This window comes from Mesorhizobium sp. P2_B5 (assembly GCF_056404775.1).
Genome location: NZ_JBFUDJ010000003.1, coordinates 1 through 22,922, shown reverse-complemented (window position 1 = coordinate 22,922; position 22,922 = coordinate 1). Strand labels below are relative to the sequence as shown.

General features: G+C 62.0%; 36 protein-coding genes. 1 reads left to right on the top strand and 35 read right to left on the bottom strand.

Features of this window, described 5'->3' with window-relative positions:
• Positions 1-53 precede the first annotated feature (53 nt).
• The 7 genes from AC1D1N_RS12805 to AC1D1N_RS12775 all read right to left on the bottom strand — a co-directional run bounded on the left by AC1D1N_RS12805 (position 54) and on the right by AC1D1N_RS12775 (position 7,129).
• Entirely contained in the window at positions 54-845 is a 792-nt protein-coding gene (locus AC1D1N_RS12805) for an ATP12 family chaperone protein (protein WP_436260066.1), read from the bottom strand.
• An 11-nt stretch (positions 846-856) separates the two neighbouring features.
• Positions 857-1,714: a DMT family transporter gene (locus AC1D1N_RS12800; protein WP_477349499.1), complete on the bottom strand. Its 858-nt coding sequence runs from the start codon at positions 1,712-1,714 to the stop codon at positions 857-859.
• A 62-nt stretch (positions 1,715-1,776) separates the two neighbouring features.
• Positions 1,777-2,757, bottom strand: coding sequence for an RluA family pseudouridine synthase (locus AC1D1N_RS12795; protein WP_142865539.1), 981 nt, complete (start codon positions 2,755-2,757; stop codon positions 1,777-1,779).
• A 126-nt stretch (positions 2,758-2,883) separates the two neighbouring features.
• Positions 2,884-3,255 carry a fluoride efflux transporter CrcB gene (gene crcB / locus AC1D1N_RS12790; protein WP_477348900.1) on the bottom strand — a complete coding sequence of 124 codons (372 nt, stop codon included), beginning with the start codon at positions 3,253-3,255 and terminating at the stop codon, positions 2,884-2,886.
• A gap of 26 nt (positions 3,256-3,281) precedes the next feature.
• Positions 3,282-4,112: an aspartyl/asparaginyl beta-hydroxylase domain-containing protein gene (locus AC1D1N_RS12785; RefSeq protein WP_112562348.1), complete on the bottom strand. Its 831-nt coding sequence runs from the start codon at positions 4,110-4,112 to the stop codon at positions 3,282-3,284.
• Positions 4,113-4,277: 165 nt separating this feature from the next.
• Entirely contained in the window at positions 4,278-5,588 is a 1,311-nt protein-coding gene (locus AC1D1N_RS12780; protein WP_112562349.1) for a replication-associated recombination protein A, read from the bottom strand.
• A 47-nt stretch (positions 5,589-5,635) separates the two neighbouring features.
• Positions 5,636-7,129 (bottom strand): DegQ family serine endoprotease, encoded by a 1,494-nt coding sequence (locus AC1D1N_RS12775; protein ID WP_477348898.1) that lies wholly within the window; start codon positions 7,127-7,129, stop codon positions 5,636-5,638.
• Between the two features lie 212 nt (positions 7,130-7,341).
• Between AC1D1N_RS12775 and AC1D1N_RS12770 the strand changes: the two genes are divergently transcribed.
• A complete protein-coding gene (locus tag AC1D1N_RS12770) occupies positions 7,342-7,719 on the top strand; it encodes a hypothetical protein (protein WP_477348896.1) in 378 nt (125 codons plus the stop codon).
• A gap of 244 nt (positions 7,720-7,963) precedes the next feature.
• Here the strand turns inward: AC1D1N_RS12770 and rplQ are convergent, their stop codons facing one another.
• From rplQ to AC1D1N_RS12630, 28 genes are all read right to left on the bottom strand, one after another.
• On the bottom strand, positions 7,964-8,395 hold the full coding sequence (rplQ, locus tag AC1D1N_RS12765; RefSeq protein WP_352558795.1) for a 50S ribosomal protein L17: 432 nt from the start codon (positions 8,393-8,395) through the stop codon (positions 7,964-7,966).
• A gap of 104 nt (positions 8,396-8,499) precedes the next feature.
• Entirely contained in the window at positions 8,500-9,510 is a 1,011-nt protein-coding gene (locus AC1D1N_RS12760; RefSeq protein WP_023682599.1) for a DNA-directed RNA polymerase subunit alpha, read from the bottom strand.
• Between the two features lie 102 nt (positions 9,511-9,612).
• Positions 9,613-10,002: a 30S ribosomal protein S11 gene (gene rpsK, locus AC1D1N_RS12755; protein WP_006205444.1), complete on the bottom strand. Its 390-nt coding sequence runs from the start codon at positions 10,000-10,002 to the stop codon at positions 9,613-9,615.
• 126 nt (positions 10,003-10,128) lie between these two features.
• Positions 10,129-10,497 carry a 30S ribosomal protein S13 gene (rpsM, locus tag AC1D1N_RS12750; protein ID WP_006205445.1) on the bottom strand — a complete coding sequence of 123 codons (369 nt, stop codon included), beginning with the start codon at positions 10,495-10,497 and terminating at the stop codon, positions 10,129-10,131.
• A gap of 206 nt (positions 10,498-10,703) precedes the next feature.
• The gene (locus tag AC1D1N_RS12745) at positions 10,704-11,312 is read right to left on the bottom strand and encodes an adenylate kinase (RefSeq protein WP_477348894.1); all 609 of its coding nucleotides are present in this window, start codon (positions 11,310-11,312) and stop codon (positions 10,704-10,706) included.
• Positions 11,309-12,649, bottom strand: coding sequence for a preprotein translocase subunit SecY (secY, locus tag AC1D1N_RS12740; RefSeq protein ID WP_477348893.1), 1,341 nt, complete (start codon positions 12,647-12,649; stop codon positions 11,309-11,311). Before secY ends, AC1D1N_RS12745 begins: the two co-directional genes overlap by 4 nt.
• 191 nt (positions 12,650-12,840) lie before the next feature.
• Positions 12,841-13,314, bottom strand: a complete 474-nt coding sequence (rplO, locus tag AC1D1N_RS12735; protein ID WP_112395071.1) for a 50S ribosomal protein L15 — start codon at positions 13,312-13,314, stop codon at positions 12,841-12,843.
• A 22-nt stretch (positions 13,315-13,336) separates the two neighbouring features.
• Complete coding sequence (rpmD, locus tag AC1D1N_RS12730) at positions 13,337-13,534, bottom strand: 50S ribosomal protein L30 (RefSeq protein ID WP_006205449.1); 198 nt, start codon at positions 13,532-13,534, stop codon at positions 13,337-13,339.
• Positions 13,535-13,558: 24 nt separating this feature from the next.
• Positions 13,559-14,122, bottom strand: coding sequence for a 30S ribosomal protein S5 (gene rpsE, locus AC1D1N_RS12725; RefSeq protein WP_006333394.1), 564 nt, complete (start codon positions 14,120-14,122; stop codon positions 13,559-13,561).
• A 131-nt stretch (positions 14,123-14,253) separates the two neighbouring features.
• Positions 14,254-14,613 carry a 50S ribosomal protein L18 gene (rplR, locus tag AC1D1N_RS12720; protein ID WP_112562358.1) on the bottom strand — a complete coding sequence of 120 codons (360 nt, stop codon included), beginning with the start codon at positions 14,611-14,613 and terminating at the stop codon, positions 14,254-14,256.
• A gap of 87 nt (positions 14,614-14,700) precedes the next feature.
• Positions 14,701-15,234 carry a 50S ribosomal protein L6 gene (gene rplF, locus AC1D1N_RS12715; protein WP_023682603.1) on the bottom strand — a complete coding sequence of 178 codons (534 nt, stop codon included), beginning with the start codon at positions 15,232-15,234 and terminating at the stop codon, positions 14,701-14,703.
• An 88-nt stretch (positions 15,235-15,322) separates the two neighbouring features.
• Positions 15,323-15,721 carry a 30S ribosomal protein S8 gene (gene rpsH, locus AC1D1N_RS12710; RefSeq protein ID WP_006205453.1) on the bottom strand — a complete coding sequence of 133 codons (399 nt, stop codon included), beginning with the start codon at positions 15,719-15,721 and terminating at the stop codon, positions 15,323-15,325.
• 12 nt (positions 15,722-15,733) lie between these two features.
• Positions 15,734-16,039 carry a 30S ribosomal protein S14 gene (rpsN, locus tag AC1D1N_RS12705; RefSeq protein WP_010909282.1) on the bottom strand — a complete coding sequence of 102 codons (306 nt, stop codon included), beginning with the start codon at positions 16,037-16,039 and terminating at the stop codon, positions 15,734-15,736.
• A 27-nt stretch (positions 16,040-16,066) separates the two neighbouring features.
• Complete coding sequence (gene rplE / locus AC1D1N_RS12700) at positions 16,067-16,666, bottom strand: 50S ribosomal protein L5 (RefSeq protein WP_013531429.1); 600 nt, start codon at positions 16,664-16,666, stop codon at positions 16,067-16,069.
• Positions 16,659-16,973: a 50S ribosomal protein L24 gene (rplX, locus tag AC1D1N_RS12695; protein WP_013531428.1), complete on the bottom strand. Its 315-nt coding sequence runs from the start codon at positions 16,971-16,973 to the stop codon at positions 16,659-16,661. The genes rplE and rplX overlap by 8 nt, the downstream gene beginning before the upstream one ends.
• Before the next feature lie 12 nt (positions 16,974-16,985).
• Complete coding sequence (gene rplN, locus AC1D1N_RS12690; protein WP_006205457.1) at positions 16,986-17,354, bottom strand: 50S ribosomal protein L14; 369 nt, start codon at positions 17,352-17,354, stop codon at positions 16,986-16,988.
• A gap of 71 nt (positions 17,355-17,425) precedes the next feature.
• On the bottom strand, positions 17,426-17,665 hold the full coding sequence (gene rpsQ / locus AC1D1N_RS12685) for a 30S ribosomal protein S17 (protein ID WP_010909280.1): 240 nt from the start codon (positions 17,663-17,665) through the stop codon (positions 17,426-17,428).
• Positions 17,666-17,676: 11 nt separating this feature from the next.
• Positions 17,677-17,877 (bottom strand): 50S ribosomal protein L29, encoded by a 201-nt coding sequence (gene rpmC, locus AC1D1N_RS12680; RefSeq protein ID WP_006205459.1) that lies wholly within the window; start codon positions 17,875-17,877, stop codon positions 17,677-17,679.
• Between the two features lie 13 nt (positions 17,878-17,890).
• Positions 17,891-18,304: a 50S ribosomal protein L16 gene (gene rplP / locus AC1D1N_RS12675; protein WP_006205460.1), complete on the bottom strand. Its 414-nt coding sequence runs from the start codon at positions 18,302-18,304 to the stop codon at positions 17,891-17,893.
• A gap of 26 nt (positions 18,305-18,330) precedes the next feature.
• Positions 18,331-19,056, bottom strand: coding sequence for a 30S ribosomal protein S3 (rpsC, locus tag AC1D1N_RS12670; protein WP_013895697.1), 726 nt, complete (start codon positions 19,054-19,056; stop codon positions 18,331-18,333).
• Entirely contained in the window at positions 19,056-19,445 is a 390-nt protein-coding gene (gene rplV, locus AC1D1N_RS12665; protein ID WP_006205462.1) for a 50S ribosomal protein L22, read from the bottom strand. The genes rpsC and rplV overlap by 1 nt, the downstream gene beginning before the upstream one ends.
• A gap of 2 nt (positions 19,446-19,447) precedes the next feature.
• Positions 19,448-19,726 (bottom strand): 30S ribosomal protein S19, encoded by a 279-nt coding sequence (gene rpsS, locus AC1D1N_RS12660; RefSeq protein WP_006205463.1) that lies wholly within the window; start codon positions 19,724-19,726, stop codon positions 19,448-19,450.
• 16 nt (positions 19,727-19,742) lie between these two features.
• Positions 19,743-20,576: a 50S ribosomal protein L2 gene (gene rplB, locus AC1D1N_RS12655; protein WP_477348891.1), complete on the bottom strand. Its 834-nt coding sequence runs from the start codon at positions 20,574-20,576 to the stop codon at positions 19,743-19,745.
• 22 nt (positions 20,577-20,598) lie between these two features.
• Positions 20,599-20,892, bottom strand: coding sequence for a 50S ribosomal protein L23 (locus AC1D1N_RS12650; RefSeq protein WP_027170367.1), 294 nt, complete (start codon positions 20,890-20,892; stop codon positions 20,599-20,601).
• Complete coding sequence (rplD, locus tag AC1D1N_RS12645; protein ID WP_023672750.1) at positions 20,889-21,509, bottom strand: 50S ribosomal protein L4; 621 nt, start codon at positions 21,507-21,509, stop codon at positions 20,889-20,891. Before rplD ends, AC1D1N_RS12650 begins: the two co-directional genes overlap by 4 nt.
• The gene (rplC, locus tag AC1D1N_RS12640; RefSeq protein WP_023682606.1) at positions 21,509-22,237 is read right to left on the bottom strand and encodes a 50S ribosomal protein L3; all 729 of its coding nucleotides are present in this window, start codon (positions 22,235-22,237) and stop codon (positions 21,509-21,511) included. Before rplC ends, rplD begins: the two co-directional genes overlap by 1 nt.
• Positions 22,238-22,298: 61 nt before the next feature.
• Complete coding sequence (gene rpsJ / locus AC1D1N_RS12635) at positions 22,299-22,607, bottom strand: 30S ribosomal protein S10 (RefSeq protein ID WP_010909272.1); 309 nt, start codon at positions 22,605-22,607, stop codon at positions 22,299-22,301.
• 67 nt (positions 22,608-22,674) lie between these two features.
• Positions 22,675-22,922 (bottom strand): EF-Tu C-terminal domain-related protein (locus AC1D1N_RS12630; protein WP_461435615.1); only part of this gene is annotated, 248 nt, incomplete at its 5' end.

The window sequence follows — 22,922 nt, the reverse complement described above, 5'->3', positions numbered from 1 at the left end:
AGACCTTGGGTTTATGACTTTCGTATTAGGTGCAGTGCGGCAAAGACTGGAGATCAGGCTTTGAGCGCTTCCAGCAGGCTGACGGCGGCCATCATGTCGCGCTTGCGGGCCGAGCGGCGTGCCACCGCCTCTGCATCCTGGCCCCAATGCTCGGCCTGCCAATCCTCATCGACATGGCCGGCGGCCCAAGCCGCATCGCCATCGAGCGCGCCATAGTCGACCGCAAGCGCCAGCAGCGCCGACCCGGTCAGCGACGTCATGACGTGGATTGCGGCCAGCCGCAGCGGCTCGGCGCGCTGGGCAAGATGGGCGCCGAGCACCGCGATGCTCTCGCGCGGCTGTTCGACATGGATAATGCCCTCGGCGAGGTTGAACCGAGCCCCTAATGTCGCCCTCACCCAGTCGAGGACCGGGTCCCAATGCTGGTTCTGGCGCTCGACCAGCCCCTGCGGCGCGTCGGCGCGGTAGCAGGTCAGATCGGACGAAGCGAAGCGCAAGACGTCCTCCAGCACCGCCTGCGGGTCGCTGGCGACGCCGTCAATGGCGGTGTTGACCAGACGCAGCACCGGCATCGTGACGGGATCGATGGTCTCGCCTTGCGCTGCGAATTCGCTGGCTACCAACTGTGCCGCCTTCTCCGTCGGCAACGCCAGCAACGCCTTGCCTGGCGTGCGCACCGGCTTGCCGTCGAGATGCACGGCAAAGCCGTCGTCCACCGGCACGACGGAAACGTCCTTGTAGAAGCGCTTCGGCAGATGCGTCTTCATCTGGATCTGGGCGCGGCGCACCGGATCCGGATCGGACAGCTGCTTGCCTGCTTCGAGATCATTGAGGATGTCACGCATGGTAGAACTTTCTATCCAGGTACCTGCTTGCGCGCCGGCCGGTTGACGATGATGAGGCCGACCGCGATCAGCCCCAGCGCCACAAAAATCCTGAGCGTCGGCGCCTCGCCCAGAATAATAGCGCCGCACAGGACACCGAACACCGGCGACAGGAAAGCGAAGCTCGACAGGCCCGATGCCGGATAGCGCCGAAGCAGCCAGAACCACAACACATAGGTGAAGGCAACGACATAGATGGACTGGAACAGCAGCGCCCATGTCGACAAGGCAGTGACGTCACGGATCGGCTGGCCGGCGAACGGCATCACCAGGACACCGACAATGGCGGCACCGGCAAGCTGATAAAGCAGCAGTTTCTCGGCACTGGTCTCTACCAGTTTCGAACGCTTGATGACGATGCTGGTCGCCGCCCAAAGGATGCCGGAGCCGAGGCTGAGCAGATCGCCCATCAGAGTCACTTTGTTGCCGCCGACAATCCCGTCGGAGAACACCGCCACCAGGCCGCAAAAGGCAAGCACGAGCCCGCCAAGCTTCCTCGCATTGATGCGCTCGCCAAGCAGGAAATGGCCACCAATCAGGACCCAGAACGGCATCGTGTTGACCAGCAGCGTGTTGCGGGCAACGGTCGTGTATTCCAGCCCGATATAGAGGCACAGGAACTCGACGCCGAAGAGCACGCCGACAATGATGCCTGCGACCAGCGACCCGTCGGCCTCGAACAGCCTGATGCCGCGCAGCCAGCACCAGCCGAGGACACAAAGCCCGCCAATGATCGAGCGTGCGATCGAGACGAAAACAGGGTCGAAGCCGGCATAGGAAATCTTGGCGGCGACATAGTTCAGCCCCCAGGAAAAGGTCAGCCCGACCATGATTGCAGCAGCCGCCAGATCGACCGCGTCGCGGCGATCCAATGCCGAGGCAACAGCCAATGTCAGTCCTCCGCGCTGGCGTCGTCGAAGCCGATGAGGTTCCAGCTCTGGCGCATATGCGGCGGCATCGGCGCGGTGACGTCGATGACGCCCTTGTCCGGGTGCGGAATGACGATGCGGCGCGCATGCAGATGCAGGCGGTTTTGAATGCCGCCCGGGAAATCCCAATTGGTGTCGGCCTCGAAATATTTGGGGTCGCCGATGATCGGGCAGCCAATATAGGCGGCATGAACGCGAAGCTGGTGGGTGCGGCCGGTATAGGGTTCCATTTCCAGCCAGGTCATCGTCTGCGCCGCCTGCTCGATGATGCGGTAGTAGGAGACCGCGTGGTCGGCGCCCTTTTCGCCGTGGGCAGCCACGCGCACGCGGTCGCCGTCCTCGGTCGGCTCCTTGATCAGCCAGGTCGAGATTTTGTCCTCCCGCTTGGGCGGCACGCCCTTGACCAGCGCCCAATAGGTTTTCTTGGTCTCGCGTGCGCGAAAGGACTCGGAGAGCTTCATCGCCGCAAGCCTGGTGCGGGCAACCACCAGCACGCCCGACGTGTCGCGGTCGAGCCGGTGCACCAGGCGCGGCTTCTCGCCCTTCTGGCTGCGCCATGCCTCCAGCATGTCGTCGACATTGCGGGTGACACCCGAGCCGCCTTGCACGGCCAGGCCTGCCGGCTTGTTGAAGACGAACACCTTTGGGTCTTCGTGGATCAGCATCTTGGCCAGCACATCGGCATCGCCCTGGTTGCGGATCGAGTGACCCGTAAGCGCGCTCTCGCCCTTCTTGTCGACCTCGAGCGGCGGCACGCGCACCACCTGGCCGGGCTCGACACGGCTGTCGGCCTTGACCCGGCCGCCATCGACACGGATCTGGCCGGAGCGCAGCAACTTCTGCAGATGGCCGAACCCGAGGCCGGGGAAATGGGTTTTGAACCAGCGATCGAGCCGCATGCCCGCCTCGCCGGCCTCCACCGTGATCTGTTCAACGCCTGCCATGGTTTTTTCGTTTATCCGTTTTCCCGAACAGGGCTCAGCCTGCTCTTTGGCGCGGCAATAGCACTATCGGCTCGAAAATCGGAATCGATTTTCGGAAAGCTTAGATTCAAAGACGTTTGTGTGGGCCTAAACGGTCCTCGCCAGCCAAAGTCCCACAAACAGGGCGACAATGGCGCCAATGACGCTGGCCAGCGCATATCCCAGCGCCGGCAGCGTCGCGCCACGCTCCCACAGCGTCGCGAAATCGAGCGAAAACGCTGAGAAGGTGGTGAAGCCGCCAAAGATGCCGGTGGCGACGAACAGCCGAAGCTCGTTGGAGCCGCCACGCCGCATCAGCGTGGCAATGAACAGGCCCATGGCAAACGAGCCGACGATGTTGATCGCCATCGTCCCCCAGGGGTAGTTCGGACCGACAAGGCGCAGCGCACCGATGTTGGTCAGATGGCGAACGCCGGCGCCAATGCCGCCACCGACCACGACAAGAAGCAGATTGAACATGCCCGTTTACTGCCCTCGTGACGCCCTCAGGTCGTCTCGACCTTCTTTGCCTTGCTCGAGCCGATCATCTTCCAGTTCTTGTAGAACATGGAATTGATGCGCTCGACGGTGACCGAAACGATGGCGAGAAGGCCGGCGATGAAGCCGGGGAATGGCGACGGACGGATGATGTCCATGAACACGCAGTAGCGGCGCCCGTCATACTCGTTGACCGAGCGGTGCAGCAGCGTGTCGTCGAAAATATAGAGCGGGTTGTCGTGCCAGTAGTTCCTGGCGCCGTTGCACTCGACGAAAACCTCTGCCTTCACCGGCAGGAGATTGTAGAGGATGCGCAGGCTGAGCCGCAGCGGTCCGAAATGCCAGGAGGTCGATTCCTTGCCCCTGAAGACCGAGACGGCAATGGTCTTGATGTATTTGAAATCCTTGTTGAATTCGGCGACGTTGTCGATCTTGTGCTTGCCGTACCATTGATAGACATACATGCCGCGACGGCCGGTGCCGAAATTGGCGTCGATATCGGCGATGATCTCGTCCTTGCGCGCCTTGAAGACGTCGAGAACCTCGTTGACCTCGCGCTGATAGTCGGCGGGAAACTGCTCCAGCTTCCACACGCCCGGGTTCCGGTAGCAGAGCAGGTCGACCAGAAGGTTGAAGGGCGACAGCAGCCAGGTGAAAATGCCGTTGCCGAGGAAATAGCCGCGCAACAGCGACAGGTCCTTGTTGGCGTTGCGCAGCACATCGATCAGGCCGCAGACGATCCAGATCGTCGTCAGGATCGGGATGAAATAGAAGCCGAGCGCAAGCAGCGGCAGTGCAATCACAGCCTGGCGAAGGGATTTGCGAAGGGATTTTTTCATTTTTTTCTCGCGCCGTCGGGCGCGATTCCTGTTGCGACGACAATCGCCAAGCATCTTGGCGACGGCCACCCCCGAGGCCGTGCGTCTTGATAGGGTCTTTTGTCCCCACGCACAATGCCATCGCGCGGCGCTGGGGTGGGCGACAAACCACAGGCGCGCGCAAGCCTATTTTTCCCGCTCGCTGCGCAGCTTCGCCCAATAGTCCAGCCGTTTCCGGATGTCGCGCTCGAAGCCGCGCTCTGGCGGATCGTAAAATGTCTGCCGGCCCATCTTTTCCGGAAAATAGTCCTGGCCGGAAAAGGCATCGGGCTGGTCATGGTCGTAGCGGTAGCCGGCGCCGTAATCCTCCTCTTTCATCAGCTTGGTCGGCGCGTTGAGGATGTGCTTGGGCGGCAGCAGCGAACCGAACTCCTTAGCCGCCCGCGTGGCCGCCTTGAAGGCGGTGTAGACGGCGTTGGATTTGGGCGCGGTGGCGAGATAGACGGTCGCCTCGGCAAAGGCGAGCTCGCCTTCGGGCGAGCCCAGATAGTCATAGGCGTCCTTGGCTGCGTTGGCCACGACCAGCGCCTGCGGGTCGGCCAGCCCGATATCCTCCATCGCCATGCGCACCAGCCGGCGGCCGAGATAGAGCGGATCCTCGCCGGCATCGAACATGCGGGCAAGATAATAGAGGGCCGCGTCGGGATCGGACCCGCGCACCGATTTGTGCAGCGCCGAGATCAGATTGTAATGGCCGTCCTGGCCCTTGTCGTAGATCGGCGCGCGGCGCTGGACGATGCGCTGCAACCCTTCGGGATCGAAAACCTCGCCAGGTTTGGCGGCACGCCAGACTTCTTCGGCCAAGGTCAGCGAGGCACGACCGTCGCCATCGCTCATGCGGATGAGCATCGCCAGCGCCTCATCGTCGAGCGGCAGCGCCCTGCCCTCGGTCTCCTCCGCCCGCGTGATCAGTTTGGCGATGCTCTCCTCGCCCAGCGAATGGAACACCAGCACCCGCGCCCGCGACAGAAGCGCGGCATTGAGCTCGAAGGAGGGATTCTCGGTGGTAGCGCCAACCAGCACGACAGTCCCGTCCTCCATGACCGGCAGGAAAGAATCCTGCTGGGCGCGGTTGAAGCGATGGATCTCGTCGACGAAGAGCAGCGTCTGGCGGCCATTGGCGCGGCGCAGCTTTGCCGCCTCGAACACTTTCTTCAAATCGGCAACGCCGGAAAACACCGCCGATATCTGCTCGAAGGCGAGGCTGGTTTCGCCCGCCAGCAGCCGCGCCACTGTCGTCTTGCCTGTTCCCGGCGGCCCCCAAAAAATCATCGAGCCGAGCGAGCCGGAGTTGATCAGCCGCGTCAGCGCACCATCGGGCCCGGTCAGATGCTCCTGGCCGACGACCTCGCCAAGGTTTTTTGGACGCAGCCGATCAGCAAGCGGCCTACCGGGCGACGCTCTTTCCGGTTCATCGACGCTGAACAGATCGGCCATGCAAGTCTTTTCGTTGGAGCACGATCTTCAGAGATGGGAAGATCGCCTCAGTAACGCAACACCTGGCGCAATATCTGCCCACCGCGCTCGACGGTAAAGCGCCACCAGCGCGTATCCTGCTGGGTAAGCTGCGCCAGCGTCGCCGCCGTATCGACCGTCGTGCCGTTCACTTCGCGCACGATGTCGCCCGGCAGGAAGCCGAAATCGGCCGCGGGCGAATCGCGGTTGATATCGACCACAGTGACACCCTTCATATCCGTGCGCAGCCCAAGTCTCTGGGCCAGCCGGGGCGATAGTTCCGCGACCTTGGCGCCGGAGAACGGGCTGCGGCCATGCAGCGTCACTTCGGACGCCTTGGCGCCCTCGGGCGCACGCTCCAGCGCAATGTCCATCGTCGCCTGCTGGCCTTTGCTCAATACGGCGAAGCTGGCCTTGGTGCCGATCGACAGCGTCGCCATGCGGTAATCCAGCGCCTCGATGCCTTCGACGGTCGTGCCGTTGAGCTGCAACACGACGTCGCCAGGCTTCAGCCCTGCCTTGGCCGCCGGCCCGGCCTCTTCCACCGACGACACCAGCGCCCCGGTCGGCTTCTCCATGCCGAGCGATTCGGCGATCTGCGGTGTGACCGCCTCGAACTCGGCGCCGATATAGGGCCGCTCGAAGAAATCGAGCCCGGCCTTGGCCGCGTCGGCGAAGGCGCGCACCATGTTGGCCGGTATGGCAAAGCCGATGCCGATCGAGCCGCCGCTGCGGCTGTAGATGGCGGTGTTGATGCCGACCAGCTGGCCGCCCATGTTGATCAGCGCGCCGCCGGAATTGCCGGGATTGATGGCAGCGTCGGTCTGGATGAAATAGCCCGAATCCGAAACGCCGATATGGCTGCGGGCAAGTGCCGAAACGATGCCGCTGGTGGTGGTCTGGCCGACGCCGAACGGATTGCCGATCGCCAGCACTAGGTCGCCGACCTCAAGCGCGTCGGAATCGCCGATGGCGATCACCGGAAACGGCTTGTCGGAGGTGATCTTGAGCACGGCAAGGTCGAGCGTCTCGTCCTTGAGCATGACCTTCGAGGTGAATTCGCGCCCGTCGGCGGTCGCGACCTTGACCTCGTCAGCGTCCTTGATGACGTGGAAATTGGTGACGACCACGCCACTCGGGTCAACCAGCACACCCGAGCCGAGCGAAGATTGCGCGCGCGGCTGCGCGCGACCGAAAAATTCCTCGAAGAAAGGATCGCCGTCGAACGGTGAGACCACCTTGGCCGTCTGTGAGGCATAAACATTGACCACCGCCGGCGCCGTCTGCTTGACCAGTGGCGCAAACGAAAGCTGCACCTCTTCGCGGCCGAACGGCACACGCTTGTCGGGACCCGAGGTGCCGTTCTCGCCTTCTACGCCGTGCAAGAGATCGGTCAGCACATCGGAGAGGCCCGGATCGGCTGGCTTGGCGGCGTCCTCGGCCAGCGCCTGCCTCACGGCCGGTGCCGCGGCAAAGGCGGCCAGCGCGCAAAGGGCAACAAGAAACAGCCGTTTGAAGTGCATTCCGAATCCTCCAGATCGGGCGTCATTGTCCCGACGATTGTGCAGAATGAAAGGCTAAGGCGATGAAATCGAATTATTTTCAGCCCAGTAATCGGCTAAAGCTCTGTCCGCAACCGGTACCGTTGTCGATCGCATGAAAAAACAGCTCGCTTCATTCCGTGATTTTTTGGCCACCGGCAACTTAGGACCGGTGACGCCTGGCATGAAACTGATTGATTGAGGTCGCCGAGACACTCGGTTCACCAGACGGCTGGAATATCGACGACGGCGATCTTGTTCCGGCCTACTGGTTTTTCGGACCGCTGGAGATTTCCTTCGATAGCACCGCTCCATACCGGATGAACTGGTTTCAGATCGAAGGTGCTGCGCAACTCAGGGGCAAATCTGAATCTCTGACAGAACAACTGAAGTTGTCTTTGGATGGCTTTAGCGGTGAGACGAAACCCTCGGAATTCCTTGCGGCAGGTCTGTGGGATACGAGACAAACAACCGTCTACTATGCGGGGCTGAGCGACGATATCCTGCTGAACATCTGCGCTGGCTGCAGCCAGATTCACTTCCAGGTCGCCACCGCGTTTATTGGCGATTGAGAAGCGATTGAATATCTGAATGAATCGACGCTGTCCCAGCTTGTTCTGGCAATCGACTCTCGAACCAAGGTCGACAGCATTTATTCATACCCGCACGTTGCCAGGAAGAGATGCCGGGGGCATTCAACTGGCGCTCGTTGACCGGTCAGGACTATCTGAACCTGCTTCGATAGCCGTTCACGGAAAGGCAAACGAAAAAGGGGCCCGCGGGGCCCCTCTTGAACGCTTTGTGAAATACCGAGCCTTATGCGGCCGCGGCTTCCTCATTGGCACCTTCGGCCTCGAGGCGGGCGCGGTCGCCGGCGCCCTTGGCGTCGGGGTCGCGGTCGACGAACTCGATGACCGCCATGGCGGCATTGTCGCCGTGGCGGAAGCCCGCCTTCATGATGCGCAGATAGCCGCCATTGCGGTCGGCGTAGCGCGGCGCAATCGTATCGAACAGACGCTTGACGACGCCTTCATTGCCGATCTGGGCAATGACCTGGCGGCGCGCATGCAGGTCGCCGCGCTTGCCAAGCGTCACCAGCTTCTCGACGATCGGACGCAGGTCCTTCGCCTTCGGCAGTGTGGTGACGATCTGCTCATGTTCGAGCAGCGACACGGCGAGGTTGGCGAACATCGACTTGCGATGGCTAATGCTTCGGGCGAAGCGGCGGCCTTTAAAACCGTGGCGCATGGCTCTTTTCCTTCTTCAGTTGTTCAAGAGGCCATGGCCTCTGATGGTTTTCCGCATGACCGTCGGATCGGGCGGCCCACGCCGCCGATCCTTGGAATTCATGCTCAATATTGATCTTCGTAACGCTTGGCGAGGTCTTCGATGTTTTCCGGCGGCCAGTCCGGCACTTCCATGCCGAGGTGCAGGCCCATCGCCGCGAGAACTTCCTTGATCTCGTTCAGCGACTTGCGGCCGAAGTTCGGGGTGCGCAGCATCTCGGCTTCGGTCTTCTGGATGAGATCGCCGATATAGACGATGTTGTCGTTCTTCAGGCAGTTGGCCGAACGCACCGAAAGCTCGAGTTCGTCGACCTTCTTGAGCAGCGCCGGGTTGAAGGCGAGCTCGGTGACGGCTTCGGTGGCGACTTCCTTCTGCGGCTCGTCGAAGTTGACGAACAGGCCGAGCTGGTCCTGCAGGATGCGGGCAGCGAAAGCCACCGCGTCCTCGCCCGAGATCGAACCGTCGGTCTCGATGGTCATGGTCAGCTTGTCATAGTCGAGAACCTGGCCTTCGCGGGTGTTTTCGACCTTGTAGGAGACCTTCTTGACCGGCGAATACAGGCTGTCGACCGGGATAAGGCCGATCGGCGCGTCTTCGGCGCGGTTGCGGTCGGCCGGCACGTAACCCTTGCCGGTGTCGACGGTGAATTCCATGCGGATTTCAGCGCCCTCGTCCAGCGTGCAGATGACGTGGTCGGGGTTGAGGATCTCGACGTCGCCAACCGTCTGGATGTCGCCAGCCAGAACCGCACCCGGGCCCTGCTTGCGAACGACCATGCGCTTGGGGCCATCGCCTTCCATGCGGATGGCGATTTCCTTGATGTTGAGCACGATGTCGGTCACGTCTTCACGCACGCCGGCAATCGACGAGAATTCATGCAGAACGCCGTCGATCTGCACGGCGGTCACAGCCGCACCGCGCAGCGAAGACAGAAGCACGCGGCGCAGCGCGTTGCCGAGCGTCAGGCCAAAGCCACGCTCGAGCGGCTCGGCGACCAGCGTGGTCAGCGTCTTCTTCTTCGACGAGAACTCGATCTTGTTCGGCTTGATCAGTTCCTGCCAATTTTTCTGGATCATGATGCTTTCCTTCCGTTGACCCGCCACCATCCAATCGTGGCGGGCGACCTGGAGTGCCGTGGAAGAGCGCCCTGAGGCGCTCGCGCGGCGTTCGGTAATGTCTTAGACGCGGCGCTTCTTGCGCGGGCGGCAGCCATTGTGCGGGATTGGCGTCACATCACGGATCGAGGTGATGGTGAAGCCGGCCGCCTGCAGGGCGCGAAGCGCCGATTCACGACCGGAGCCGGGTCCGCAGACCTCGACCTCGAGCATGCGCATGCCGTGTTCTTGGGCCTTCTTGGCGACGTCTTCGGCAGCCATCTGGGCGGCGAACGGGGTCGACTTGCGCGAACCCTTGAAGCCCTGGGCACCGGCCGACGACCAGGCAATCGAATTGCCCTGCGCGTCGGTGATGGTGATCATCGTGTTGTTGAAGGTCGAATTGACGTGGGCAACGCCCGACGAGATGTTCTTGCGTTCGCGACGGCGAACACGAGCGGCTTCCTTGGCCATGATAGTCCTTTCAGTTGATCTCTACACCGCCGTAATGCCAGCGGCTCCACCTTTGGAAGCGAGTAGTGAGTAGGGATTAGCGAATAGGGATCCCTACTCGCTAACGGCTACTCGCTATTCGCTCACTTACTTCTTCTTGCCGGCGATCGACTTGGCCGGGCCCTTGCGGGTGCGTGCATTGGTGTGCGTGCGCTGGCCGCGAACCGGCAGCGAGCGGCGGTGACGCAGGCCGCGGTAGCAGCCGAGGTCCATCAGACGCTTGATGTTCATCGACACTTCGCGGCGCAGGTCGCCTTCGACCTGGTAGTCGCGATCGATGGTCTCGCGGATCTGCAGCACTTCCGCGTCGGTCAGCTGGTTGACGCGGCGTTCGGCCGGGATGCCGACCTTGTCGACGATCTCCTGGGCGAACTTCTTGCCAATGCCGTGAATGTACTGAAGCGCAATGACGACGCGCTTGTTGGTCGGAATGTTGACGCCGGCTATACGAGCCATATTCTTCTCTTCTCCATGTGGGCCGGCCAACCTTCAAAAGGCGGCCGAGCGCTGTTCAAATTACCCCGCGTCCGGTGGAGGCCGGCCCTTGCGGGAGTTTCCCAGTTTCAATGCGGCTGCCTTGCCCTTGCGGACAAGCAAGCCTCATGCCTGATAGGAAGACGGGCCGCCATAACCCAGCGAACCGTTCCAGTCAAGCGCAATCTTTACTTTGCCGTAACGGTCTCCCGCGTCACTGCGGCGAGCAGCGCTTCGATCTCCGCCGTCACAGTGTCGATGCCGGCCATGCCGTCGACGCTCTTCAGCGTGCGTTTGGCGTAGTAATAGCCGATCAGCGGGGCGGTCTTCTTGTAATATTCCCGCAGGCGCTCTTCGAACACCACCGGATTGTCGTCCTTGCGCACCGGCTGGCCGGCGGCCTTGGCGTCTTCGGCCCGCTTGACGATGCGGCCGACCAGCGCCTTGTCGTCGACGACGAACTCAATCACCGCGTCCAGTGCGATGCCGCGCTCGGCAAGCATCGATTCAACCGCATCGGCCTGTACCAGCGTGCGCGGGTAGCCGTCAAGGATGAAACCGTTGGCGCAATCGCGCTGATCGATGCGCTCGGCCACGATGGCGTTGACGATGGCGTCGGAAACCAGCTCGCCAGCATCCATCACCGCCTTGGCGCGCTTGCCGACTTCGGTGCCGGCCTGCACGGCAGCCCGCAGCATGTCACCCGTCGACAGCTGCGGTATGCCGTATTTCTCTACCAGTCTTTGTGCTTGCGTCCCCTTGCCCGCCCCTGGCGGCCCAAGCAATATCAATCTCATCTGGCCTTCTTCCCCCCGCGCAACTTCGACTTCTTGATCAGGCCCTCATACTGGTGCGCGATCAGGTGACCCTGAATCTGCGCCACCGTATCGAGGGTTACACTGACCACGATCAGAAGCGATGTGCCACCGAGGTAGAAAGGTACGCCAGTTGCCGAAATCAGGAATTCGGGCAGCAGGCACACCAGCACCAGATAGATGGCGCCGACGACGGTGATGCGCGTCAGGACATAGTCGATGTAATCGGCGGTGCGCTCACCCGGACGGTAGCCCGGGATGAAGCCGGAATGCTTCTTGAGCTGGTCGGCGGTGTCCTTCGGGTTGAACACGATGGCCGTGTAGAAGAATGCGAAGAACACGATCATCCCCGCATAGAACAGCATGTAGAGCGGCTGCCCATGGCCGAGCGAGGCGAGCACGGTGCTTGCCCAGGCCGGCAGGTTCGTCGTCTGCGAGAAGCCGGCGACCGTTGCCGGCAACAGCAGCAGCGACGACGCGAAGATCGGCGGAATGACGCCCGACGTGTTGAGCTTCAGCGGCAGATGCGAGGTGTCGCCCTGGAACATGCGGTTGCCGACCTGGCGCTTCGGATACTGGATCAGCAGGCGGCGCTGTGCGCGCTCGAAGAACACGATGAGCGCGATGACGATGATGGCCAGCACGACGATCGCCAGGATCAACCCGGTCGACAAGGCGCCGGTGCGGCCGAGTTCCAGCGTGCCGGAGATGGCGAGTGGCAGGCCGGCGACAATGCCCGAGAAGATGATCAGCGAAATGCCGTTGCCGATGCCACGTGCAGTGATCTGCTCGCCCAGCCACATCAGGAACATGGTGCCGCCAACCAGCGTGACGACGGTCGAGATGCGGAAGAACATGCCGGGATCGTTGACGATGCCGTTGCCGCCTTCCAGGCCAACCGAAATGCCATAGGCCTGCACCAGCGCCAAAAGCACCGTGCCGTAGCGCGTGTACTGGTTGATGACCTTGCGGCCCTGCTCGCCTTCCTTCTTCAGCGCTTCCAGCGACGGAATTACCGAGGTCATCAGCTGCATGATGATGGAGGCCGAGATGTAAGGCATGATGCCAAGCGCGAAGATCGCCATGCGCTGCACGGCGCCGCCGGCAAACATGTTGAACATGCCGAGCACACCCTTGGCCTGCGAGGAGAAGGCCTGGGCGAACGCGTCCGGGTTGATGCCGGGCAGCGGGATATAGGTACCGAGACGATAGACGAGCAGCGCGCCGACGGTGAACCAGATTCGCTTCTTCAGGTCCTCCGCCTTGGCGAAGGCCGCAAAATTCAGATTCGAGGCTAGTTGTTCAGCAGCCGAAGCCATGCCTGATTCTCCGCTTGGTCACGCTCGATGCCCGCAGCTCAGGCGGCGCGTTTCACCGAAGCTCACGAGATAAGCTCCGGGCTCTCAACATGCAAGCGGCCGCGTTGACGCGGCCGCTCAATTGATCGGATCAAAGCGCAATCGTGAGCAAAAACGGAGGCCGTCCCTGCCAAGCGCGCTTCAAATTGCCGTTACTCGGCAGCAGCCTGCTCCGGCAGCTTGACCGAACCACCGGCCTTTTCGATCTTCTCGATCGCAGCCTTTGAGGCGCCGGCGACGTCGAAGGCAAGCTTTGCCTTGAGCTCGCCATCCGAAAGGATGCGCACACCGTCCTTGACGCGACGGATGACGCCGGCGGCAACGAGTGCCTCGGCCGTCACGGTCGCCTTGGCGTCGAGCTTCTTGGCATCGAGCGCGGTCTGGATACGGGCCAGCGACACGACGACAAAGCTCTTGGCGAAGATGTTGTTGAAGCCACGCTTCGGCAGGCGCCGGTAGAGCGGCATCTGGCCACCCTCGAAGCCGTTGATGGCGACGCCGGAACGCGCCTTCTGGCCCTTGACGCCGCGACCGCCGGTCTTGCCCGAGCCCGAGCCGATGCCACGGCCGAGACGCTTCTTGGAGTGCGTCGCGCCGTCCTTGTCACGCAGATCGTTGAGTTTCATCTGGGTTCTCCTGCGCTTTTGCTCAGCCCTCGTCCACGACGCGGACGAGATGCTGGACGGCAGCGATCATGCCGCGCACCGACGGAGTGTCCTCCAGCGTGCGCTGCTTGTGCATCTTGTTGAGGCCGAGGCCGACCAGCGTTGCGCGCTGTTCCTTCGGGCGGCGGATCGGCGAACCGATCTGCTCAACGGTGATGGTCTTGGTTGCTTTCTTGGCCATGGTCAAAATCCCTGGTCAGATCGACTATTCTTCAGCCGCAACGGCGGTGCCGCGGCGGGCCTGAAGGGTCGAATACTTGATGCCGCGCGCAGCAGCCACATCCTTGGGATGCATCTGGCTCTTCAGTGCATCGAAGGTGGCGCGAACCATGTTGTAGGGGTTCGACGAACCCATCGACTTGGCGACCACGTCATGCATGCCGAGCGTCTCGAAGACAGCGCGCATCGGGCCGCCGGCGATGATGCCGGTACCCTGCTTGGCGGCGCGCAGCAGCACGCGTCCCGCACCCCAGCGTCCCTCGACGTCGTGGTGCAGCGTGCGGCCCGAGCGCAGCGGCACGAAGATCATGTCGCGCTTTGCCGATTCGGTTGCCTTGCGGATGGCTTCCGGCACTTCGCGCGCCTTGCCGTGACCGAAGCCGACGCGGCCCTTCTGGTCGCCGACGACGACGAGTGCTGCAAAACCAAAGCGACGGCCGCCCTTGACGACCTTGGCGACGCGGTTGATGTGGACGAGCTTGTCCACCATGCCGTCATCGCGCTCTTCACGATCGCGGCCGCGGCCGCCATCCCTACGTTCCTGTGCCATATCCTGTTCCTTGTTTTTTTCCGGAAGCACGGTTGCTGATAAGATCCGGTGCCTCTGTGGGTCACCGGGGGCGAATTATTTTCCTTGCATGATCTTGTCCGAAAAGTCTGCAACTTTTCGGGATCAAGCAATTAGAAGCTCAGGCCACCTTCACGGGCAGCCTCGGCCAGCGCCTTGACGCGGCCGTGATAGATGTAGGCGCCACGGTCGAAGACGACTTCCTTGACGCCAGCCTTGGCGGCGCGCTCGGCGATCAGCTTGCCGATCGCGGCCGCAGCCGCGGTGTCGGCGCCGGTCTTGAGCGAACCCTTGAGGTCCTTCTCGAGCGTCGAAGCAGCGACAATGGTATGGCCCTTGGCGTCGTCGATAACCTGCACGTAGATGTTCTTCGACGTGCGGTGGACCGACAGACGCGGACGCTCGCCGGCGACCTTCTTGATCTGGCGGCGAACGCGCTGCGCACGGCGCTGCGTGGATTCCTTGGTACCCATGATGGTCTTCCTTGCCTTCAAAAAACGGGGGCCGCCTTGTGCGGTAGGCGAACGCGCCTCCCGCGACCGCTCCCCGCGGCGTTAAACTTACTTCTTCTTGCCTTCCTTGCGGACGATCTTCTCGCCGGCATAGCGGACACCCTTGCCCTTGTAGGGCTCGGGACCGCGATACTCGCGGATCTCGGCGGCAACCTGGCCGACCTGCTGCTTGTCGATGCCGGTCACGGTGATTTCCGTCGGCTTCGGCACAGTGATCGTGATGCCGGCCGGCGTCTCGTAAACGACGTCATGGCTGAAGCCAAGAGCCAGCTGCAGGTTCTTGCCCTGAAGGGCGGCGCGATAGCCGACGCCGGTGATCTCGAGCTTCTTCTCGAAACCGTCCTTGACGCCCTGCAGGATGTTGACGATCTGCGTACGCGACATGCCCCACTTGGAGCGGGCGGTCTTGGTCTGGTCGCGGGGCTGGACAGCGATCTCGCTGCCTTCCATCTTGACCAGCACTTCGTCGTTCACCACGAACTTCAGCTCGCCCTTGGGGCCCTTCGCCGTCACGGTCTGGCCGTTGACGGTCGCGGTCACGCCCTGCGGCAGCGAAACGGGTTTCTTTCCAATACGAGACATTTTGTTGTCCTCGTCACTTCTCTTGTTTCAGGTCTCTGTCTTCGGAACGATCCGAAGACCGGATTCCACTTTGCGGTCAGCTGCCAGATCAGAAGATCTGGCAGAGGATCTCGCCACCGACGTTCTGTTCGCGTGCTTCGTGGTCGGCCATCACGCCCTTCGGCGTCGAAAGGATGGCGATGCCGAGGCCGTTGGCGACGTGCGGGATCGACTTGGCCGAGACGTAAACGCGGCGGCCAGGCTTCGAGACGCGGGCGATTTCACGCACGACCGGAGCACCGTCGAAATACTTCAGCTCGATTTCGATCTCGGACTTGCCGTTGTCGAAGTCGGTCTGGCTGTAGTCGCGGATATAGCCTTCAGCCTTCAGCACGTCGAGGACGCGGGTACGCAGGCGCGAAGCCGGCGTCGAGACGCTCGACTTCTTGCGGCCGTACGCGTTGCGGATGCGGGTCAGCATATCGCCGAGAGGATCGCTCAATGACATGTTATGTCCTCCTTACCAGCTCGACTTGACCAGGCCCGGGATCTGGCCGTTATTGCCGAGATCACGAAGCGCGATGCGCGATACTTTGAGCTTGCGATAATAGGCGCGCGGACGGCCGGTAACTTCGCAGCGGTTGCGGATGCGGATTTTGGCCGAGTTGCGCGGCAGGGCAGCAAGCTTCAGCTGAGCGCGGAAGCGCTCCTCCATCGGCTTGGACTGGTCCATGATGATCGCCTTCAGAGCAGCGCGCTTGGGACCGTACTGGTCGGCAAGCTTGCGGCGCCTGTTGTTCTTCTCGACTGAGCTGGTCTTTGCCATTTCAGATTTTTCCTTTTCTCGCTGCCGTTACTGGCGGAAGGGGAAGTTGAAGGCCTTGAGCAATGCCCTGGCTTCGTCGTCCGTCTTCGCAGTCGTACAAACGATGACGTCCATGCCCCAGATCTGATCAACCTTGTCGTAGTTGATCTCCGGGAACACGATGTGTTCCTTGATGCCCATGGCGTAGTTGCCACGGCCATCGAAGCTCTTCGGATTCAGTCCGCGAAAGTCGCGAACGCGCGGCAGTGCGATGTTCACGAGGCGGTCGAGGAACTCGTACATGCGTTCCTTGCGCAGCGTGACCTTGGCGCCGATCGGCATCTTCTCGCGGACCTTGAAGCCGGCGATCGAGTTGCGGGCGCGGGTGACGACGGCCTTCTGGCCGGCGATCATCGCCAGGTCTTCGGCCGCGATCGAAGGCTTTTTCGAATCCGCGGTCGCTTCGCCGACGCCCATGTTCAGCACGATCTTGTCGATGCGCGGAACCTGCATCTCGTTGTCGTAGCCGAACTGCTCCTGCAACGCCTTGCGGATGGTCTCGTTGTAGACCTGCTTGAGACGCGGCGTGTTCTGGGCCTTGGACTGTTTGCTTTCAGCCTTGGGCTTCGTGGTTTGAGCCTTAGCCATTGATGACTTCTCCCGAGCGCTTGGCGACGCGCACCTTCTTGCCGTCCTTCTGGAAGATGAAGCCGACGCGGGTCGGCTTGCCATCCTTGGGGTCGGCCAGCGCGATGTTCGACAGCTGGATCGGCGCTTCCTTGGTGATGATCCCGCCCTCTTGGGACTGGGACTGCTTCTGGTGACGGCGGATCATGTTGACGCCGCGCACCAGCGCGGTGTCTTCCTTCGGCTGAACCGAGAGGACTTCGCCCGAACGGCCCTTGTCCTTGCCGGCCAGCACGACGACCTTGTCGCCTTTTCTAATCTTTTGCATTGGTCCGGCTCCTTACAGCACTTCAGGCGCGAGCGAGATGATCTTCATGTGGTTCTTGGCGCGGAGTTCGCGCGGAACCGGTCCGAAGATACGCGTGCCGATCGGCTCTTTCTTGTTGTCGACGAGAACGGCTGCGTTCTTGTCGAAACGGATCACGCTGCCGTCCGGGCGGCGGATGTCCTTGGCCGTGCGAACCACGACCGCCTTCATCACATCGCCCTTCTTAACGCGGCCGCGCGGAATGGCTTCCTTGATCGACACCACGATGATGTCGCCCACGGAAGCGTATTTCCGCTTCGAGCCGCCCAGCACCTTGATGCACATGACACGACGCGCGCCGGAATTATCCGCGACGTCGAGGTTTGTTTGCATCTGAATCATGACTGGCCGCCTTCTTCTTTTCTAACGGGACGGGCTCAAAGCCCCTCCCCGGTCTGTCCAAAATTCGTTGTTTACGCCTGATCCGAAGATACGACGATCCAGCGCTTGTCCTTGGAAATCGGCTTCGATTCCTGGATGAACACCTGATCGCCGACCTTGTGGGCGTTGTTCTCGTCGTGCGCCTTGTACTTCTTGGTCATGCGCACGGTCTTCTTCATCACGGGATGCGTGAAGCGCCGTTCGACCTTGACGACAACCGTCTTCTCGTTCTTGTCGCTGACGACGGTGCCCTGCAGAATGCGCTTTGGCATGGTTTTCGTCCTTAAGCCTTCTTGGCCGCGGACTTTTCCGCAGCGATGGTCTTGATACGCGCAATGTCCTTGCGGACCTGCCTCACGCGCGCGGTCTTCTCGAGCTGGCCAGTGGCCTTCTGGAAGCGCAGGTTGAACTGCTCCTTCTTCAGGCTGGCCAGATCGTCGGTCAGCTGGTCCTGGGTCTTGGTCCGGATGTCTTCGGCTTTCATGATCAGCCCGTCCTTATTCTGCGATGCGCTGTACGAAGCGCGTCCTGACCGAGAGCTTGGCCGCGCCGAGACGCAGCGCCTCACGGGCGGTTTCTTCGTTGACGCCGTCGATCTCGAACATGATGCGGCCCGGCTTGACGCGCGCCGCCCAGTAATCGACAGCGCCCTTGCCCTTGCCCATGCGCACTTCGGTCGGCTTCGACGTCACCGGCACGTCTGGGAAAATACGGATCCACACGCGGCCGGCACGCTTCATCTCACGAGTGATCGCGCGGCGGGCCGCCTCGATCTCACGCGCGGTGACGCGGTTCGGCTCAAGCGCCTTCAGCCCGAAACCACCGAAATCCAGGTTGGTGCCGCCCTTTGCGGTACCATGGATACGGCCCTTGAACTGCTTGCGGAACTTTGTGCGCTTTGGCTGCAGCATCGTTCTAACTCCAAATTCCTAAATAATCAGGCGTTTTCGCGACGACGACCGCGTTCGCGATCACCACCACCGCCATGCGCAGCATCACCCTCGGTCGCGCGACGCTCCGAAGCCATCGGATCGTGCTCGAGGATTTCGCCCTTGAACACCCAGACCTTGACGCCGCAGATGCCGTAAGCCGTGTTCGCTTCAGCCGTGCCGTAATCGACATCGGCACGCAGCGTGTGCAGCGGCACGCGGCCTTCGCGGTACCATTCCATGCGCGCGATCTCGGCGCCGCCGAGACGGCCGGCGCAGTTGATGCGGATGCCTTCGGCACCAAGCCGCATCGCCGACTGAACGGCGCGCTTCATGGCGCGGCGGAACGCGATACGGCGCTCGAGCTGCTGGGCGATCGACTGGGCGACCAGCGTCGCGTCGATTTCCGGCTTGCGCACTTCAACGATGTTGAGGTGCGTCTCGGACTTCGTCATCTCCATCAGCTTCTTGCGAAGCTTCTCGATGTCGGCGCCCTTCTTGCCGATGATCAGACCCGGACGCGCCGCATGGATGGTGACGCGGCACTTCTTGTGCGGACGCTCGATCACGACCTTGGAGATCGCAGCCTGCTTGAGTTCCTTCTCAAGATACTTGCGGATCTTGATGTCCTCATGCAGCAGCTTGCCGTACTCGCCGGTGTTCGCGAACCAGCGCGAATCCCAGGTGCGGTTGATGCCGAGGCGCAGACCGATCGGATTGACTTTCTGGCCCATTATGCGGCCTCCCCTTTTTCTTCGACTTCACGAACGACGATCGTGAGGTGCGAGAACGGCTTCTCGATACGGCTGGCGCGACCGCGACCACGAGCGTGGAAACGCTTCATGACGATCGACTTGCCGACATAGGCTTCCGCCACGATCAGCGCATCGACATCGAGGTCGTGGTTGTTTTCCGCGTTGGCGATCGCCGATTCCAGCGTCTTCTTGACCGTGCCGGAAATCCGCTTGGCCGAGAATTCGAGGTCGGAAAGCGCTGTCGCGACCTTCTTGCCGCGGATCAGCGCGGCAACCAGGTTCAGCTTCTGCGGGCTGATACGGATCGTGCGCAGAACGGCGCGCGCTTCGTTGTCAGCAAGCCTGCGCGGAGCTTTGGCCTTGCCCATGATTATTTCCTCTTCGCCTTCTTATCCGCGCCGTGACCGTAATAGGTCCGCGTCGGAGCGAATTCACCGAACTTGTGACCGACCATGTCCTCGTTCACCGAGACGGGAACATGCTTCTGGCCGTTGTAGACACCGAAGGTGAAGCCGACGAACTGCGGCAGGATGGTGGAGCGACGGCTCCACATCTTGATCACCTCATTGCGACCACCTTCACGAACCTTGTCTACCTTCTTGAGAAGGTAGCCGTCGATGAAGGGGCCTTTCCAAATAGAACGAGTCACTTGGCGTTACCTCTTCTTAGCTCTTGCGCTGATGGCGCGAGCGCAGGATGAACTTGTCGGTCGCCTTGTTGGACCGCGTCTTCTTGCCCTTGGTCGGCTTGCCCCACGGGCTGACCGGATGACGGCCACCGGAAGTGCGGCCTTCACCACCGCCATGCGGGTGGTCGACCGGGTTCATGGTCACGCCGCGATTGTGCGGGCGCTTGCCGCGCCAGACCGTGCGGCCGGCCTTGCCGTCGTTGATGTTGCCGTGGTCGGGGTTCGACACGGCACCGACGGTGGCCATGCAGGAGCCGTGAACGACACGCTGCTCACCCGAGTTGAGGCGCAGGATCGCCATGCCCTGGTCGCGACCGACCAGCTGGCCGTAGCCGCCGGCCGAACGAGCAACCTGGGCGCCCTTGCCTGGCTTCAGCTCGATGTTGTGGACGATCGTGCCGACCGGCATCGAGGCCAGCGGCATCGCATTGCCCGGCTTCACGTCGACGGATTCACCGGCCACGATCTTGTCGCCGGCGGCAAGGCGCTGCGGGGCGATGATGTAGGACAGCTCGCCATCGTCGTACTTGATCAGCGCGATGAAGGCGGTGCGGTTCGGATCGTATTCAATGCGCTCGACCGTGCCGATGACGTCGAACTTGCGGCGCTTGAAGTCGATGATGCGGTACGAACGCTTGTGACCGCCGCCGATGAAGCGGGCCGTGATGCGGCCGTGATTGTTGCGGCCGCCCGACTTGGTCAGGCCTTCGGTCAGGCCCTTGACGGGCTTGCCCTTGTAGAGGCCCGAGCGGTCGACGATGACCAGCTGGCGGGTGCTCGGCGTTACCGGGTTGAATTTTTTAAGTGCCATTGTCCTGTCCTCGCGGCCTAGCTCAGAGACCCGTCGCGACGTCGATCGACTGGCCGTCGGCCAGCGTCACTACCGCCTTCTTGACGTCGCTCTGGCGGCCGATCGTGCCGCGGAAGCGCTTGATCTTGCCCTTGCGGACAAGCGTGTTCACGGCCGTAACCTTGACGCCAAACAGCGCTTCGACAGCGGCCTTGATTTCCGGCTTCGACGCCTTCTTGGCGACGTTGAAGACGACCTGGTTGTTCTCGGAAGCCATGGTCGACTTTTCGGTGATCGCCGGCGAGACGATCACGTCGTAATGACGAAGGTCGGTCATTTAAAGCGCTCCTCGAGAGCCTCGACGGCGGCCTTCGAAAGGACCAGCGTGCCGCGGCGAAGAATGTCGTAGACGTTGATGCCCTGGATGGGCAGCACGTCGATGTTCGGGATGTTGGTCGCTGCCAGCTTGAAGTTCTGGTCAAGCTCGGCACCGCCGATCACCAAAGCGTTGGTCAGGCCCAGCGTCGCGAAATTCGCGATCAGCGCCTTCGTCTTGGCCTCGGTCAGCTTCAGCTCGTCGATGATGATGATCGACGCGCTCTTGGCCTTGGCCGAGAGAGCATGGCGCAAGCCCAGGGCGCGAACCTTCTTCGGCAGATCGTGCTCGTGGCTGCGAACGACCGGGCCGTGGGCCTTGCCGCCGCCGCGGAACTGCGGAGCGCGTGCCGAATGGTGGCGGGCGCGGCCCGTACCCTTCTGCTTGTACATCTTGGCGCCGGTGCGCGCGATTTCGGCGCGGCCCTTGGCCTTGTGCGTGCCCTGCTGGCGCTTGGCCAGCTGCCAGCGCACGACGCGCTGCAGGATGTCCTCGCGCGGATCAAGGCCGAAAATCTCCTCGGAGAGTTTCACCTTGCCGGCGTCCTTGCCGCCAAGCGTTGTGATCTTGAGATCCATTATTCTGCTCCCTCTGCGGCCGGAGCCTCGTTCTTCGCGCCACTCTCGGCAGCAACGGCGCGGATCGCGGCAGGCTTCGGCGCATTGGCCGGCAGTGCCACCTTGGCCGCATCGCGGACCAGGATCCAGGCGCCCTTCGATCCGGGAACCGCACCGCGGATCAGGATCAGGCCGCGATCGGCGTCGGTCGAAACGATCTCGACATTCTGTGTGGTGACGCGGGTGTCGCCCATGTGGCCAGCCATATGCTTGCCCTTGAACACCTTGCCCGGGTCCTGACGCTGGCCGGTCGAGCCGTGCGTACGGTGCGAAACCGAGTTACCATGCGTCGCGCGGCCACCACCCATGTGGTGGCGCTTGATGACGCCCTGGAAACCCTTGCCGATCGTCGTGCCCGTCACATCGACCTTCTGGCCGGCGACGAAGTGCTCGACGGTGATCTCGGCGCCGACATCGATCATGTTGTCGGCGGAGACGCGGAACTCGGCGACCTTCGCCTTCGGCTCGACGGAAGCGGTCGCGAAATGGCCGCGCATCGCCTTCGACGTGTTCTTCACCTTGGCAAGGCCAACGCCGAGCTGGACGGCCGTATAGCCGTTCTTCTCCTGCGTGCGCTGAGCCACGACCTGGCAGTTCTCCATCTGGAGAACGGTGACGGGAACATGTTCCCCGGCATCATTATAGATGCGGGTCATTCCCACCTTCTTTGCAATCACACCTGAACGCATCGGTTCAATTCCTTTAGAGTTCCGGGCCAGGGGCACCGCCCCTTACCGCGCTCTCATTCCCTTAGAGCTTGATCTCGACGTCGACACCGGCGGCCAGATCGAGCTTCATCAAAGCATCGACCGTCTGCGGGGTCGGATCGACGATGTCGAGCAGACGCTTGTGCGTGCGCATCTCGAACTGCTCGCGGCTCTTCTTGTCGACGTGAGGCGACCGGTTGACCGTGAACTTTTCGATCCGCGTCGGCAGCGGAATGGGGCCGCGGACGTTTGCTCCGGTGCGCTTGGCCGTCGACACGATTTCTTTCGTCGAGGCGTCGAGCACCCGGTGATCAAACGCCTTCAGGCGGATGCGGATATTCTGTCCGTTCATGCGTCACTTCCTTGTTCTGGCGCGGCGCGGGCAACTCCGCGCCCGCGACAGATCGGTTTAAGTCTAATTATTCTTTGATGGTGACGACGATGCCGGCACCGACGGTGCGGCCGCCTTCACGGATGGCGAAGCGCAGCTTCTCTTCCATGGCGATCGGCACGATCAGCTCGACATCGACCGTGATGTTGTCGCCGGGCATCACCATTTCCGTGCCTTCCGGCAGCGACACGATGCCCGTCACGTCGGTCGTGCGGAAGTAGAACTGCGGACGGTAGTTGGTGAAGAACGGCGTGTGACGGCCACCTTCGTCCTTGG